Consider the following 15,516-nt stretch of genomic DNA (forward strand, 5'->3'; position numbering starts at 1 on the left):
TTTCTGGTGCCCGTGCCATATTGAGGGGAACAATCATCCGTCACGTTGTGGACGGCAGTTTTTCAAACAGTGCCGGGACAGTACAAGAATGCTCAAACGGATAGCCGCCAGTATTGTGGGCCTCGGTGCAGTGGGCGGCCTCGGTTTCCTCGCCTATGCGTGGTACCCCGCAATCGCCCCCATCTCCCCTCCCGCTGCGGCCTCTTTTTCCGCAGACGCCATCAAGCGTGGCGAAATCGTTGCCGCCGGTGGATACTGTGCCGAATGTCACACCCGCGTGGATGGCAGCCCCGGCCCGGAGTTGGCCGGTGACTTCAAGATGGCCACCCCATTCGGTGACATCTTCTCTTCCAACATCACGCCTGACCCGGAATGGGGTCTCGGCAACTGGTCGTTGGAAGCCTTCAAGCGCGCCATGAACAAGGGCATTGCCCGTGATGGTTCACAGCTTTATCCGGCGTTCCCGTTCGACCACTTCACGAAGGTCAACGATCAGGACGTCTCGGACCTATATGCGTATCTGATGACGCGTCCGGCCGTGCACCTGAAGCCGCGTGACAACACGGTCCCCTTCCCGATCAACATCCGTCTGATTGGTCAGGGTTTCTGGAAGCTCCTGTTCTTTACGCCAGGCCGCTACCAGAACGACCCGAAGCATGATGCACAATGGAACCGCGGGGCCTATCTGGCCGAAGGTAACGCCCATTGTGGTGCCTGCCATACGCCGCGTAACCTTCTGGGTGCAGAGAAGCTGAGCCATGCTTATGATGGTGCTGTCATTGATGGCTGGATTGCGCCACCGCTGAACGACCACAACCCAACGCCGGTTGTCTGGACGGAAGACGAGTTCTTCCAGTATCTGCGCTTCGGCGTCGCTCCGCTGCATGGTTCTGCTGCTGGCCCAATGTCTCCGGTGCCGCATCGCTTCCTGTCCAAGATTCCGGAAGACGATGTGCATGCCATTGCTCATTATTATGCAGACGTCGCGAAGGCTGCCCAGCGTTCTCAGGGCGATCAGGCTGCCATTGCTCGCGCCATGCAGATGTCCGGCAAGGATTTGACTGGCCCGCAGACACTGGATGCGGATGCGCGCCTGTATCAGGGGGCCTGTGGCGCCTGCCATTACAATTCCGGCCCGATGCCGGTCTCTGGCCGCCCGGAACTGGCTCTGAACAACGCGCTTTGGCTGGATGAGCCGAACAATCTGTTCCAGGTCATGCTGCATGGCATTGGCGCTGCCGAAGGTCAGGATAACATCGCCATGCCAAGCTTCTACACGGCCCTTTCGGACCATGACATGGCCCGCATCGCCGCGTATCTCCGCCGCACCCGCACCACTCTGCCCCCCTGGACGGATCTGGAAAAGAAGGCCGCGGCTGCCCGCGCCACGCTGTCCGCACCGCCCGTTAACGCCTCGCACTGATCCGGGCAGGACAGGGAAAACGAAATATGACCACGAAATTTGAACTCAACGGACAGCCCGTTTCGGTCGATGCACCGGATGATACCCCTCTGCTGTGGGTCTTGCGGGATGAACTGAACCTGACCGGCACCAAGTTTGGCTGTGGCATCGGCGAATGTGGTGCCTGCACCGTGCATGTCGGTGGGCGCGCCACACGGTCCTGCATCACCCCGCTGTCTTCCATCGAAGGCGCCTCGATCACCACGATTGAAGGCCTCGATCCGGAAGGCAATCACGTCGTGCAGGTCGCCTGGCGTGACCAGCAGGTGCCACAGTGCGGCTACTGCCAGTCCGGCCAGATCATGCAGGCCGCAAGCCTTCTGAAAGATTATCCGAAGCCGACGGATGAAGAGATTGATGGCGTCATGGGCGGCAGTCTCTGCCGTTGCATGACGTATGTCCGCATCCGCAAGGCCATCAAGGAAGCAGCTGCCGCGCAGCAGGGAGGCGCCACCAATGGCTAAGATCGAACAGATCGCCAAGAGATCCGACGCAGGCCGCCTGTCTCGCCGCAGTTTTCTGATGACGGCAGCAGGCGCAGGTCTGATGTTTGGCTTTGCCCGCAAGGCCGAAGCTGCGCAGACCTACCCGTCTGCTATGCCGCCGGAAGCCGCGTTCGAGCCGAACATGTGGTGCGCCATCGCGCCGGACGGTTCCATCAACGTGAACGTTGTCCGTGCCGAGATGGGTCAGCACGTCGGGACCGCCCTCGCCCGCATTATCGCGGACGAAATGGAAGCCGACTGGAATCACATCAAGATCACGGAAGTGGACACCGCTCCGAAATGGGCCGGCAAGTTCGTGACCGGCGGCTCCTGGTCCGTCTGGGATACGTGGGACACATTCCGTCAGGCTGGCGCCGCTGCCCGCACGATCATGCTGGAGGAAGGCGCAAAGCTGCTCGGCACAACGCCGGACAAATGCGTTGCCCGCAACAGCACGGTCACGGCTGGCAGCAAGAGCGTCTCCTACGGTGAGATCGTCTCGAAAGCCAAGCCGACGCGCAGCTTCACGGCTGACGAAATGGCCAAGCTGCCGCTCAAGCCCGCCAGTGAGCGCCGCCTGATCAGCAAGCCGGTTCCTGCTCTGGATATCCCGGACAAAACGACCGGCAAGGCGATCTACGGCATCGACGTGAAGCTCGAAGGGATGGTCTATGGCCGCCCCAAGATGCCACCGACGCGCTACGCCGCGAAGGTGCAGTCCGTCGATGACAGCGAAGCCAAGAAGATCCCCGGATACATTCGCTATGTTGTTCTGGATGATCCATCCGGCATCGTCCCCGGATGGGTTGTGGCCCTGGCCAAGACCTATCCAGCCGCCATCAAGGCTGCGGACGTTCTAAAGGTTCAGTGGAATCCTGGTCCGACGATCAATGTCTCGGAAGCAGACATCATCGAGCATGGCCGCAAGCTGATTGCAGATCAGAGCACTGGCGCTCGCGTTTTCAACGATAAGGGTGTGGACGAGGCATTTGCCCATCCGGCACACTCCTTCGAACGCAGCTACACCTGTGCCTCCGTCGCGCATTACCAGCTTGAGCCTGTCAATGCGGTGGCCCGTCATATTGATGGCATGTGGGAAATCCATACCGGCAATCAGTGGCAGTCCCTCGTTCTGCCGCAGCTCTCCAAGGCGCTTCAGGTGCCTGAAGAGCAGGTTGTCATGCGCACTTATCTGCTGGGCGGCGGGTTTGGTCGTCGCCTGAACGGTGACTATTCCATCCCGGCGGCTCTGGCGTCCAAGGCCATTGGCGGCGCACCAGTCAAGCTGATCCTGACACGTTCGGACGATATGGCGTTTGACTCCATTCGTTCCCCCTCTCTTCAGACGGTTCGCGTCGCCCTTGATGCAGACCAGAAGAAGATTGTGGCGATGGATTACGCTGCAACAGCAGGCTGGCCCACACTCGTCATGGCACCGGCATTTCTGGCCAAGGGTGAAGACGGCAAGTCCTACGATCCGTTTGCGATTGCGGGCGCTGATCACTGGTACGAAACCGGGCCAACCCGCGTCCGTGCCATCACGAACGATCTGGCCAACAAGACTTTCCGTCCGGGCTGGCTCCGTTCCGTGTCCGCAGGTTGGACGCCCTGGGCGCTTGAATCCTTCCTCGACGAACTGGCTCACCAGACGAAGCAGGACCCGCTGGCATTCCGCCTGTCCATGTTCACAGCGACAGGACGGAACGAAGGCTCCGCTCCCAATGCTGTAGGCGGCGCCAAGCGTCAAGCCGCAGCCCTTCAGCGCCTTGCCGACAAGATCAACTATGGCAAGACGCAGCTTCCGGCGGATACCGGCATTGGCATCGCGACCAGTTTCGGACAGGAACGCGGTATGCCGACCTGGACGGCTGGTGCGGCACAGGTCCACGTTGATCGCAAGACCGGCGTCATCACCTGTCAGAAGCTTTGGCTGGTTCTGGATGCTGGCACGATCGTTGATCCGGGTGGCGCACTGGCACAGACCGAGGGTGCAGCTCTTTGGGGCCTGAGCATGGCGCTGTTTGAAGGCACCGAGATCGTCAATGGCACGATCAAGGACAGCAACCTCAACACCTACACGCCGGTCCGTCTTCCGGACGTGCCGGACATGGATATCGAGTTCGTCCAGAACACCGAAAAGCCTACGGGCCTTGGTGAACCGGGGGTGACGGTCGTGGCTCCTGCCATCGGCAATGCCGTGTTCAACGCCATTGGTGTGCGTCTGCGCCATCTGCCAATGCGTCCGGCAGATGTGCTGCGCGAACTGAACGGTCACAACAGCTAAAATCCGGCTTCACCGTCGAAAAACAGAAACGCCGCGCCCCGGACTGGGACGCGGCGTTTTTTATGGCTGCATCAGCCGTTGCGGTAATAGTAGCTGTAGCCGTTCAGGGCCGGTGCGCCGCCCAGATGAACGTACAGAACCTTTGACCCGTCCGGGAAATATCCCTTCTGGGTCAGGTCAATCAGACCCTGCATGGATTTCCCTTCATAGACAGGATCCGTCATCATGGCTTCCGTACGGGCCGCCAGTCGGATGGCTTCGTTCGTTTCTTCGGACGGGACGCCATAGGCGGGATATGCGTAGTCCTCGATGATCACGATCTCATCGTCCCGCACTGTCCGACCAAGCTCTACCAGCTCGGCTGTACGGCCCACGATCTCCCGCACCTGCTCGCGCGTCTGTTCGGGCGTTCCGGAAGCATCAATGCCGATGACCCGATCTGCACGATCCTGCGCCGCAAATCCGACGATCATTCCCGCCTGCGTCGAGCCCGTCACGACACAGACGATAATGTAATCGAACGTGAAGCCGAGTTCCTTTTCCTGCTCCGCGACTTCTTCCGCAAAAGCAGCGTAACCAACGCCGCCATATTGATGAACGGATGCACCAGCCGGAATGGCATAGGGCTTTCCGCCAACATCCTTCACGGACTGGATGGCATCTTCCCAGCTCTGGCGGATGCCAATGTCAAAGCCATCTTCCACAATGCGGGACTCAGCTCCCATGAGGCGTGTCATGAGGATATTGCCGACACGATCATAAACAGCGTCATAATGCGGGACCCATTTCTCCTGCACGACAACGCATTTCATACCTAGCTTGGCCGCTGTCGCTGCGACCATGCGCGTATGATTGGATTGCACACCGCCGATGGAGACCAGTGTATCTGCGCCAGAGGCCAGAATATCCGGAACAATATATTCCAGCTTGCGGAGCTTATTGCCGCCCATCGCCATGCCGGAATTGCAGTCTTCACGCTTGGCATAGATCTGCACTTTGCCACCTAGGGCTTCGCTCAGACGTGGAAGATGCTCAATAGCCGTTTTTCCAAAAGTCAGCGGATAGCGCTCAAATTTCTCAAGGTTCACAGACAGCCTCCCAAGGTGTTCACACCCGAAAGCAGTAGTGAAATATTCTTCGAAGGTGCTTTCTAATTCAGGCAATAATTTCTGTATTTTAGTCTTAAAATAGAATTTTAATGGATGTTTCTCTTATCATTTGAGGAAATAATGAAAGATTCCATCACACCAGATCTGGACGCAATCGACCGGAACATTCTTCGCCTTCTGCAAGGCAACGGGCGCATGTCCAATGCCGAGCTGGCCGAGCGTGTAAACGTGAGCGCCGCGACATGTCATCGGCGTACCCAGAGACTATTTCAGGACGGTTATATCCGCGGCGTTCGCGCCGAGATTGATCCCGTCAAAGTCGGACTGGGAACGATCGCTCTGGTCGGCGTCGTGCTGGACCGATCCACTCCCGAGAGCTTCGCAGAACTGGAAGAGGCTGTGAAAACCATGCCCATGGTGCTGGACTGTCATCTGGTCGCAGGCGATTTCGATTATCTGCTGAAGATCCGTGTGGAAGACATGGCGGATTTCAATCGGCTTCACGCAGAAAAGCTCATTGCCTTTCCAGGGGTCCGACAGGCACGGACGTTTTTTGTCATCAAGGAAGTCAAGGACAACGGGCCACTCGCGTTCTAGAATTGCGTTCGCATGGAACGCCCTGTTGCCTCTGTGCAATGATTTCCTTTGCGGTATTGTCACGTCCTTGCCTGCCACCAGCTATGGAACCCTCTGCCCATGCCCCTTCACCCCACCGTCCCGAAGCCGGAACGTTTTAGCAAAACGCGAAAGGCCCTGCGCCGCACGCTGGCGCTTGGACTGGTCGCTGGCGGCCTGCTGGCAGCCTCCGCGCAGGCGAAAGCTGACCCCCGCCTTGTCATTTTTGACGATGACGGCTTCAGCATCGCCCAGTGGATGATCATCAAGGCTCCCAACGTCCGCGTGCTTGGCATCACGACTGTCACGGGTGACGTTTGGCAGAAAGAAGCGACGAATGACGCGCTGCGGGGCGTGGAAGTGGCAGGCCGCGCAGACATTCCCGTTGTTCCGGGCGCAACCTACCCGTTCCTGAACTCGGAAAAGCTAACGGACCGCTGGGAAGCCCTTTACGGAAAACTGATCTGGAAAGGGGTGTGGATGAAAAAATGGGTCGAAAAGACCGAGCAACCACTTCCCTATTATCATGGCCCCGATGTTGTTCCGGACCTGCCATATGGCAATCCGGTCAAAAAGCCGGAAACCGAGCGCGCAGCTGACTTCCTCATTCGGATGGTCCATCAATACCCAGGGCAGGTCAGCATCATTGCAACGGGTCCGATGACCAACATCGCACTGGCCCAGACGCTTGATCCGGAATTTGCGGGCCTTGCAAAAGAACTCGTTTACATGGGCGGTGGCCTGAACCCGCGCCAGACACGGCCCGGCGTTGTGGCACACCAATTCGCGCGTGAATTCCTGAACAGCCCCCGTCGTGAATTCAACTTCCGTCTGGACCCGGAAAGCGCAAGTGCGGCCCTTCGCGCACCATGGAAGCACATCGTGATGGTTCCGGCCGATCCTTCAACGGATACCGAACTGACGCCAGAATTTCTGAAGAAGCTGGAAGCTACCGGCACGCCCGTCGGGCATGTCATGAAGTGGCATCTGAGCGGCTTCCCGCTCTGGGATGAAATTGCAGCATCCGTCTGGCTGGACCCGAGCATCATCACGGAAAAGCAGGATCTGTTTGTGGATGTAAACAGCCAGTTTGGCCCTGGCTACGGTGACGTTGTCTCCTGGACGCCGGGCTACGAGCCAGGTCTGGGCGAACGCAAGAACGAAGTTGTCCTGCGCATCAATGTTCCGAAACTTGAAAAGCAGATCCTTGATCTGATTGGCAGCCCGCAGGCTCCTGTCAGCGGACATCCTCTCCCCTGAAACACAAAAGCCCCGCTGCCATCCGGCCGCGGGGCTTTTTTCAGACGGCGGGAAGAGCGACCTGCTCTTTTGGCCAGCGGCGATGAAGCCAGAGCCACGCTCCTGGCCTTTCGCGGATCCACCGTTCCAGCGTCTCGTTCATGGCGACGCAGATTGACCGAATATCCGCATGACGATCGCCCGTTCGCTTAGCCTGAAGCGGGGCTTCACACACCATGCGGAACCGCCCGTTCCCCAGTCGCACGATATGGACGGGTATGATGGGCAGATTAAAGCGCAAGGCCAATTGCGCCACCGCTGGCGCCGTCATGGCATCCCGTCCCAGAAACGGAATGGCGAGCCCGTCATTCATTTTCTGATCGACCAGAAAACCCAGTGAGCCACCGCTTTGAAGATGCGTTAAGGCCTGCCGGGCCCCCTTGGGTCCTTTAGGAAACATGGTCCCGGTCGGGCCGAGAGCCTTCTGTCGCATTGTCTGCGTCACAAGATCGATGACCGGATTGGACGAGGCCCGATAAAAACCCGCAACTGGCATACCCAGACTAGTTGCGATGGGCAGAATGAGCTCCCAGTTCCCCAGATGCCCTGAGAAGAACAAAGCCTGTGAGCCGTTCGCTTTCAGGGCATCGATATGCTCTTCACCCTCGATCTCCCATCCCGGTCCCATTTCCGTACGGTTAAAGGATGCAAGATGGGGGAGTTCTGTCACGTTCCGCCCCAGGTTCGTCCACACATCCCGGATAATCTGCTGTCGTTCCGGCAAAGATAAATCAGGAAGAGCGAGTTGAAGGTTTCGATCCGCAATGCGGGTTGCCCGGAGCCTCATTCCGACATTCCGCATCAACCAGCCACCCGCTGTCGAGGCGTATTGCGGCCCCACACTGCGCAGGAGGCCAATGACGCTCCATAGCGCTGCCGATTGCACATGCTGAGACAGACGGGACAGAACAGGAGCGATTGGTGCCATGCGACGATAGTCGCTTTAAAAGAAAGATAATCAATTCTTGTTTTGTATCTAATTAATACCTGAGTTTCTTAATTTATACTTTATTGGTAATTTTTCAGAAATAATAAAACATATTTGAATTTTTTAATAAATAATAATTCCTGATTTTATTTTTAAACTTCCAGATTTATGCCCTGTAGCAAAGGGCATAAATCTCGGGGACGTCGCTGCGCTCCACGTTCAGGATGACATCTCAACCCTATGGTTTCGCGCGAATGTTTCCAGTGCGTCGAGATAAAGCGCCCGCTCGTCGTCCGAAATCCAGGCCGCCTGAAAGGCATTTCGGCTAATCTGTATGAGTTCGTCTTGTGTCAGGTCCGCTGCACTTTGAGCCTTGGCGAAACTCTCCGTCATATACACGCTCTGCATGTAACCCGGGTCGTCGGAATTGATGGTAATTTTCAGTCCCGCTGCCAGCATGTCCCGAATATCCTGACGGGACCGCCCCGGCCTGATGACATCGTTCGGAGACGGACACAGCGTGAATGTCACGCCCTTGTCCCGAGCCATCGCAATCAGTTCAGGCTTCTCCAGCACATTCAATCCATGATCGAGGCGCTCGCTACCCAGATCCTGAAGAGCCTGCCGGATATGCTCATGCGTATTCTGCTGATCGAGATCGCAATGCATGGTCAAGTGAAGGGCCAGCGCTCTTGCGCGGGCGAATGTTTTCGCAAATTTGGCTGGCGGATTACCCTTCTCGTCTGAATCCAGACCCACACCAATGATGCGGCTTCTACCCGGTCTTTCAAGATAAGGGAGAGCCTGGGTAAAGGTCTCGTCGGCAGAGTCCGCACTCATTTCACGTATGAAGCACATGATGAGGTGAGAGCGGATGCCGAAGTCCTTCTCTGCTTCCTCCTGCGCTGCATTGAAGCCCCGGATGACTGTTCCGAATGCTATTCCGCGACGGGTGTGAAGCTGCGGGTCAAAGAACATCTCAGTATAAAGAACATTCTGCTGCGCGACTCTTTCCAGATAGTTATAGCAGAGGTCATGAAAATCCTGCTCGGTCTGCAAGAGCTCGACGCCTTCGTAATACAGCGTCAGAAAAGAGGGCAGATCATGATAGACATAACCTTGTCGGATTTCTTCCGCAGAGCTGGACCTGAGAGGATGATTGTTCCGCTCAGCCAGCTTGATTTTCAAGTCCGCTTCCAGCGTTCCTTCCAGATGAACATGAAGTTCAGCTTTGGGGAGCTTTTCAAGAAATTCCTGCATGCAGACAACGGACATGACCTGCTTTCCTTATCAGTCGTGATAAGCCCGCATCATGCATGTTTGCTGGAAAATTGAAACGATACCGACATGATATCTTTATTTTGAAACGGCATGGCACGTTACAAGTGCTTTGTCGTCCATCTCACTGGAAAAGAGCGAGTCATTTCCCTTGTTCCACCAGACATACTGTGCCGCAGCATATTTGGCGCCATCCGCAGCAATTACGTTTGAAAACACCTGCGTGTGCCCTTCAATTGGCAGGACAGCCAAGCTGATGGCATCTGCATTGATATATTGAACGGCAACGCGTTTTTGCGGCAAGCGTGAGAGAAGCTCCTTGGCCGCATCACCGTTTCCCTGACAGGTATAAAGCACTGTCTGGCGGTCAACTGTTGTGGGAGAAGAGAGTTTGATCTGAAAGTTAGTGGCCTTTGATGCAAAAGCCGGATTTATCCCCAGACAAAGAACAGCCATTAAACCAAACGAATATTTTCTCATCACTTGACCCTTCCCAGCAGATTGAAGCCTTCAGTATTGCCTGAGACATCTCTTTCAGTCAGATTGAGCCGCCATTCTGTCAGCATGATGACAACTGCCCAAACCAAGGACGGACTGTGAGCTGGTTTTACGAAGAACACGGAAGCCGCAAAGGCCCGCTTTCTGAAGATGGTATGCGTGCCCTCATCTCGACCGGCAGTATTGAGCACTCAACGCTGTGCTGGACCGAAGCCTTCGGTGCGGAATGGCATCCGGCAGGCAGTTGCGCGTTCTGGCCGCCGCAGCCCGAAGGGGTCCCGCCTGCCCTGCCCCCCAGCAGGGTCTCGAACCGCTGGGCATGGCTGAGTATTCTTGGGCCCTTCGTCAGCAGCATGATCGTCAACGTTCTGGCCTGGTTCGGCAACATCCCTGACCGCCAGTCCAGCATCATCGCCGTTCTTCTCAGCTTTGCGATTATCTTCACGTCCATGCTGACAGATCGCCGCGCCCTGATTGCTGCAGGCTTCCGTCCCGGCTCTGCATTCTGGATCCTGATCCCGCCACTCTATTTCTGGCGGCGTATCCAGTTTGTTGGCAAAGGAATGCTGCTGTTTTTTCTGTCGCTGCTGGTCTTCCTGTTCCAGTTCGTGCCTTCTTTTTCAGAAAGCTGGCACATCATGCACAACCCGAATGGCCTCTCCAGCTACGTCTCCAAACACTACGATCTCTGATCGCGATACTCAGCAGAAACGGCGATAGAATTGCTCTGTCTTGAGGGCCTGCTCTTCCAGCACATGGAAGGACAGGTCCCATGTTCTGCCTGGCTGCCGCCTCAGGCGCACAAGCCCGGCGGCAAGTGCGTCGATACAGTCCGGCTTAACCAGACAGTCCGATACATTTTCAAGAATATCCAGAACACCTCCTGCTGCTGTCGCGCAGACAGGTAATCCTGCCGCCATCGCTTCCAGCAGAACCAGCCCGAATGGCTCCCGTCTGGAGGGCAGAACAAATCCGTCAAACGCACAGAACACGTCCGGCACATCTGACCGGTAACCCGCAAAAATGATGCGATCCCTGTACTTTGCGCAGACATTTTCAAGCCGCGCACGTTCTGGGCCGTCCCCAATCAGAACAAGATATGTGTCGGTCGGCAGAACAGCCTGTCTCCAGGCCTGAAGGAGACAATCAAACCGTTTCTCTTCCACCATTCTTCCAACGGCACAGATCACAAAAGCTTCCGATGGAAGGCGATGTTCCTGCCGGAAGCCTTCCCGAAGCTTGGTACGCTCCGGATGGCAGAGGACGGAAGGAATGGTCCAGTTTGCAATCACTGCGCTCTGGTTTCGACAACCTGCTGGCAGGCTGGCCTGTTGCCACCGGGCGATGCAGATCAGGCCGTCATGTTTTCCATAAGTTCTGGCACGATAAGCATTGTGGAGCGTACCGATGACGGGGGTCTCACCCATCAGTCCCAGAGTCTTCAAAACCCCTGCCCGGATCGACGCCTTACCCAGGTGAGTATGGATGATATCGAAGGTCTCGTTCCATACCAACGCCGTCAATGTCGGCAGATATCCTGCGCGATAAGCCCTTACGATACGGACTGAGGGTGAAAAGTGATGTGCAATATCTCCGCCTGTTCGAAGATCAGCGGTATGGCGCTCCAGAAGCACCGTCACGTCATGTGTCAGAGCCTGCTGGTTCGCGAGCTCCGCAACGTGACGCTCAGTGCCCGCGAATTCCCGCGTTAGAAGACAGTGAAGGATTCTCACTGCCCGTCTCCTTCAGCGAATACTACCGTTTCCGGCCCAGACGCCTTCAATGATAGGGCCTGTCCGCACAGACATCCGCTGTCGGGGTGGCTGAGGCTGGCAGGCCACAAAATACAGACCGATCACAAACGTCAGCTGAGACAGCGTCATGAGCTGAGACAGAATCCAGCCAATTCCAACCCCGTCTAGGCTGCGGAAAAGCTGATAGATGAGGAATGCCATAGCGATCATCCGCATGCTCAGCATCATGGGGCGAAGGGGATTCAGCATGTTTGGCCGGATCATCGGGATCGTTTTTTTCATGCCCAGAAAGAATGCAAGGTTCATGAACCAGATCAGCGATGTATCCACCACCCCGCCCATCGTTGCGCCAAACAGCACAATCGGCAGAAGCAGCGCTGCGCCGTTCAGCATTAATGAGCCGAGCTGAAAGCTCATGCCCAACTGCACAACGGGAAGAACTGACGGCAGTCTGTTTGCGACGGGCTGAAAGAGCCGGTCAATCAGCCAGTCATCAAAGCGGACGATAAAATTGGAAGCGGTCATAGTAGTTTTGTTCTTAGCGGCCTCTGATTGACCGCGTCACATGATTTTTTATTCATCCTTCAGCAATCCTCCCTCGGTAGACAGCATCCCTGACAGTCGATTTACTGCCTGGCAGAACATTTTACCCGTAGGAAGTTAATAACCTATGCCCGGTTTCTCTCGCCTGACCCGTGTGACACTGCTCGCAGCCTCCATGCTGGCCCCGCCTCTCCTGACGGGCGCATATGCTGCCCCTGCGGTGCCTCAGGCTGCCACGGCAGCACCGGCCTCCGTCACCCGTGCCACCTTACCCAATGGCCTGCGTGTCGTGATTGTGCGGGATACTCTGGCACCCGTCGTACAGACGATGCTCAATTATGAAGTGGGCTCCGTCAACGCACCCAAAGGTTTTCCGGGAACGGCACACGCCCTTGAGCACATGATGTTCAACGGCTCCGAAACACTCTCCCGGGACCAGCTTTCCACCATCAGCGCCCAACTCGGCAACAATGATAATGCTGACACGACGTCTGACGTCACCCAATACTATTTCAAGGCCCCTGCTGCGGACCTTGATGTCCTTCTGCGGATCGAAGCCGGTCGTATGCGCGGGCTGAACATCACAGAGAAGGAATGGGCCCATGAAAGAGGCGCCATTGAGCAGGAAGTCTCACGCGACCTGTCGAGCCCCATCTACCGCTATCTCTCTCAGGTGCGTGCAGCACTTTACGCAGGCACACCTTACGAGCATGACGCACTCGGGACGCGTCCCTCTTTCGATGCCACGACTGCCCCGCTGCTGAAGCAGTTCTACAACTCCTGGTATGCTCCCAACAACGCCATCCTCGTCATTACGGGCGATGTGGACCCGCAGGACACCCTGAAGAAAGTTCAGGCAGCCTTTGGCAATATTGCAGCGGCTACACTTCCAGCCCGCGCTGCTGTCACACCCACGCCAGCCAAGGCACAGTCCCTGTCGTTGGATACAGATCTACCGATCGGCCTTGTCACCATGGCCTGGCGGATGCCGGGACAGCGTGACCCGAACTATGCTGCCGTAACCCTGCTGGCCGATGCCATTGCCAGCCAGCGCAGTGTCCTGTTCGGTCTGGTTCCGGATGGTAAGGCTCTGGACGCAGGATTCATGTATGACCCGGATGCACAGGCTGGCCTCGCTGTCGCCTACGCAGGGTTCCCCAAGGGAGCAAACCCGGGCGAGCTCCGCCGGACGCTTGCGTCTCTTATGGATGGCTTTCGCAAAGACGGAATTCCCGCGGATCTGATCGAAGCCGCCCGTCGCAAAGAGATTGCGTCTCTGGAGTTCAATGCGAACAGCATTTCGGAACTTGCAGAGAACTGGTCCCAGGCTGTCGCCATCCAGCATCTTGAAAGCCCAGATGATATGATCGCGGCCTTCCGGAACGTCACGAAGGCACAGGTGGATGAGCTGGCCAAAACGCTCCTCGATCCGCAACACGCCATCAGCGCCACCCTGACGCCGAGTGAAAAGGGCAAAGCCATTGGCGGTAAAGGATTTGGTGGCGCAGAGTCTTTCAACACGCCACCATCAGGCAAAGTCAGCCTCCCAGCCTGGGCAGAAGAAGCCCTCGCACGGTTGAGCATTCCGGCCGCCGCCCCTCTTCCCAAGGCCTATACACTTTCGAATGGTCTGCACCTTCTGGTCCAGCCCGAGCATGTCAGCCATACGGTCGAGCTGATCGGCTCCATCCGGCAGAATGCATCCCTGCAGCAGCCTGCGGGCAAGGAAGGCGTCGCGGGCCTGACATCTGACATGTTCCTGTATGGCAGCACCTCCCATGACCGTCTGGCCCTTGCCAGCGCGCTTGATGACATCTCGGCAGATGAAAGCGCTGGCCCTGGTTTCAGTCTCAGCACACTGACCCAAAATTTCAGTAAGGGCCTGTCCCTGCTGGCAGAGCACGAACTGCACCCTGCTTTCCCGGAAAAGGCCTTCCATGTGACGCAGATGGAAGCCATTCAGGCCCGTGCGGGTGAGCTTCAGTCTCCAACTTACCGCTTTGGCCGTGCCACCCGCCGGGCACTTGTCCCTGCAACTGACCCGACCCTTCGCGAGGCCACTCCAGCTACGTTGAGCAAAATTACGCTCGCTGACGTCAAAGCCTATTACACCGCCACATATCGCCCGGACCTGACGACGATTGTAGTTGTCGGGGACATCAGCCCTGAAGATGCTCATGAACAGGTTGAAAAGGCTTTTGGCGGCTGGAAGGCTGAAGGCCCTGCCCCTGTCGTTGATCTGCCGTCCATCCCTCTCAGCAAGGCCTCTCAGGCTGTTGTCGCAGATCCAGGACGGTCACAGGATGACGTGAAACTCGTGGAGACCATTGGCATGAAGGTCACTGACCCTGATCGTCATGCTCTGGCTGTCGGAAACGAAATCCTTGGGGATGGGTTCTCTTCCCGCCTGATGCAGGATCTGCGCGTTCGCACGGGTTATGTGTACGGGGCAGGAAGTGCCTTCAGTTACTCCCGGACCCGCGGCTCCTTCGGCATCAGCTTCGGTGCGGACCCGGACAAAGTGAACAAGGCACGCGCACTGGCAATCAAGGATGTGCAGGATATGCGCAGCCAGCCTGTCTCTCAGGAAAGTCTGGATCTGGCCAAGGCGTCTCTGCTGCGTCGCCAGCCAATGGCACGCGCCAGCTTTGGCGCTCTGGCTGGCAGCTATCTGGATCTGATTGATCTGGGACTGCCTTTGAATGCGCCAGCAGAAGCAGCTCAGGCGATTTACGACATGACACCTGCGCAGGTGCAGGCCGCGTTCAGCAAGTGGGTTCGCCCAGATGATCTTGCACAGATCGTCCTTGGCCCACAGCCGAAGTAAACGCTCTACTTCAGGCCGGGATACTCATTTTCCGGCCTGATCCCTTCAACGCCAGACCGTCATCAGAACACCACCTGAGACGATCAGCAGTCCACCAATGCAGACAGGCAAGGTCAGGGTCTGACCAAAAGCAAAATACGCCACGACCTGAGCTGCGATAAAAAACAGTGCGACATACACGCCCATCAATCGCCCGAAGTCCCAGTCGGGAAGATTGACGGTTATTCCGTAAATCAGCAGCACAAGCGCGCCCGCGGAGATAAAGCCCACACGTCCCAGACCGGCTGTATGCAGGCCAGTTCGCACGAGGGCATCACCACCGACCTCCAGAAATGCAGCGATCAGCAACAACGCCATAAGCCAGATGGTTTGCATTTCCGAGTATCCTTACAAAAAAGCCGGGCACAACAGCCCGGCTTTTAATAAAATCACAA

Annotated in this window: 14 protein-coding genes; 7 read left to right on the top strand and 7 right to left on the bottom strand. The window is 56.8% G+C overall.

What is annotated here, in order from left to right; translation table 11 throughout:
* Positions 1 to 88 precede the first annotated feature (88 nt).
* From ABDK75_RS12165 to ABDK75_RS12175, 3 genes are read left to right on the top strand one after another with little or no spacing between them, the layout of a single operon-like run.
* A complete protein-coding gene (locus ABDK75_RS12165; protein WP_099210909.1) occupies positions 89 to 1,423 on the top strand; it encodes a c-type cytochrome in 1,335 nt (444 codons plus the stop codon).
* Between the two features lie 26 nt (positions 1,424 to 1,449).
* The gene (locus tag ABDK75_RS12170) at positions 1,450 to 1,926 is read left to right on the top strand and encodes a (2Fe-2S)-binding protein (protein WP_046900117.1); all 477 of its coding nucleotides are present in this window, start codon (positions 1,450 to 1,452) and stop codon (positions 1,924 to 1,926) included.
* Positions 1,919 to 4,231, top strand: coding sequence for a molybdopterin cofactor-binding domain-containing protein (locus ABDK75_RS12175; RefSeq protein WP_346006009.1), 2,313 nt, complete (start codon positions 1,919 to 1,921; stop codon positions 4,229 to 4,231). The genes ABDK75_RS12170 and ABDK75_RS12175 overlap by 8 nt, the downstream gene beginning before the upstream one ends.
* 71 nt (positions 4,232 to 4,302) lie before the next feature.
* On the opposite strand, the gene ABDK75_RS12180 is transcribed toward ABDK75_RS12175, so the two are convergent.
* Positions 4,303 to 5,319: a 1-aminocyclopropane-1-carboxylate deaminase gene (locus ABDK75_RS12180; protein ID WP_211510040.1), complete on the bottom strand. Its 1,017-nt coding sequence runs from the start codon at positions 5,317 to 5,319 to the stop codon at positions 4,303 to 4,305.
* 141 nt (positions 5,320 to 5,460) lie between these two features.
* Here ABDK75_RS12180 and ABDK75_RS12185 point away from each other — a divergent pair, with 141 nt between their 5' ends.
* Positions 5,461 to 5,937: an Lrp/AsnC family transcriptional regulator gene (locus ABDK75_RS12185; protein ID WP_046900119.1), complete on the top strand. Its 477-nt coding sequence runs from the start codon at positions 5,461 to 5,463 to the stop codon at positions 5,935 to 5,937.
* A 99-nt stretch (positions 5,938 to 6,036) separates the two neighbouring features.
* Entirely contained in the window at positions 6,037 to 7,215 is a 1,179-nt protein-coding gene (locus ABDK75_RS12190) for a nucleoside hydrolase (RefSeq protein WP_211499857.1), read from the top strand.
* 40 nt (positions 7,216 to 7,255) lie between these two features.
* Here ABDK75_RS12190 and ABDK75_RS12195 read toward each other — a convergent pair whose 3' ends face one another.
* The 3 genes from ABDK75_RS12195 to ABDK75_RS12205 form a co-directional block, all read right to left on the bottom strand.
* Entirely contained in the window at positions 7,256 to 8,182 is a 927-nt protein-coding gene (locus tag ABDK75_RS12195) for a lauroyl acyltransferase (RefSeq protein ID WP_346006010.1), read from the bottom strand.
* 219 nt (positions 8,183 to 8,401) lie between these two features.
* Positions 8,402 to 9,457 carry an adenosine deaminase gene (gene add, locus ABDK75_RS12200; protein ID WP_346006011.1) on the bottom strand — a complete coding sequence of 352 codons (1,056 nt, stop codon included), beginning with the start codon at positions 9,455 to 9,457 and terminating at the stop codon, positions 8,402 to 8,404.
* Positions 9,458 to 9,538: 81 nt separating this feature from the next.
* Positions 9,539 to 9,940, bottom strand: coding sequence for an MliC family protein (locus ABDK75_RS12205; RefSeq protein ID WP_346006183.1), 402 nt, complete (start codon positions 9,938 to 9,940; stop codon positions 9,539 to 9,541).
* 116 nt (positions 9,941 to 10,056) lie between these two features.
* Here ABDK75_RS12205 and ABDK75_RS12210 point away from each other — a divergent pair, with 116 nt between their 5' ends.
* Complete coding sequence (locus ABDK75_RS12210) at positions 10,057 to 10,650, top strand: DUF4339 domain-containing protein (RefSeq protein ID WP_064273616.1); 594 nt, start codon at positions 10,057 to 10,059, stop codon at positions 10,648 to 10,650.
* Between the two features lie 9 nt (positions 10,651 to 10,659).
* Here ABDK75_RS12210 and ABDK75_RS12215 read toward each other — a convergent pair whose 3' ends face one another.
* Positions 10,660 to 11,691, bottom strand: coding sequence for a glycosyltransferase (locus ABDK75_RS12215; protein ID WP_346006012.1), 1,032 nt, complete (start codon positions 11,689 to 11,691; stop codon positions 10,660 to 10,662).
* A gap of 12 nt (positions 11,692 to 11,703) precedes the next feature.
* A complete protein-coding gene (locus ABDK75_RS12220) occupies positions 11,704 to 12,237 on the bottom strand; it encodes a hypothetical protein (RefSeq protein ID WP_346006013.1) in 534 nt (177 codons plus the stop codon).
* Between the two features lie 145 nt (positions 12,238 to 12,382).
* Between ABDK75_RS12220 and ABDK75_RS12225 the strand changes: the two genes are divergently transcribed.
* Positions 12,383 to 15,082 carry a pitrilysin family protein gene (locus ABDK75_RS12225; protein WP_346006014.1) on the top strand — a complete coding sequence of 900 codons (2,700 nt, stop codon included), beginning with the start codon at positions 12,383 to 12,385 and terminating at the stop codon, positions 15,080 to 15,082.
* 45 nt (positions 15,083 to 15,127) lie between these two features.
* Here the strand turns inward: ABDK75_RS12225 and ABDK75_RS12230 are convergent, their stop codons facing one another.
* Positions 15,128 to 15,457, bottom strand: coding sequence for a hypothetical protein (locus ABDK75_RS12230; RefSeq protein WP_046900128.1), 330 nt, complete (start codon positions 15,455 to 15,457; stop codon positions 15,128 to 15,130).
* Positions 15,458 to 15,516 lie beyond the last annotated feature (59 nt).

This window comes from Gluconobacter sp. OJA (assembly GCF_039638325.1).
Lineage (GTDB): Bacteria > Pseudomonadota > Alphaproteobacteria > Acetobacterales > Acetobacteraceae > Gluconobacter > Gluconobacter cerinus.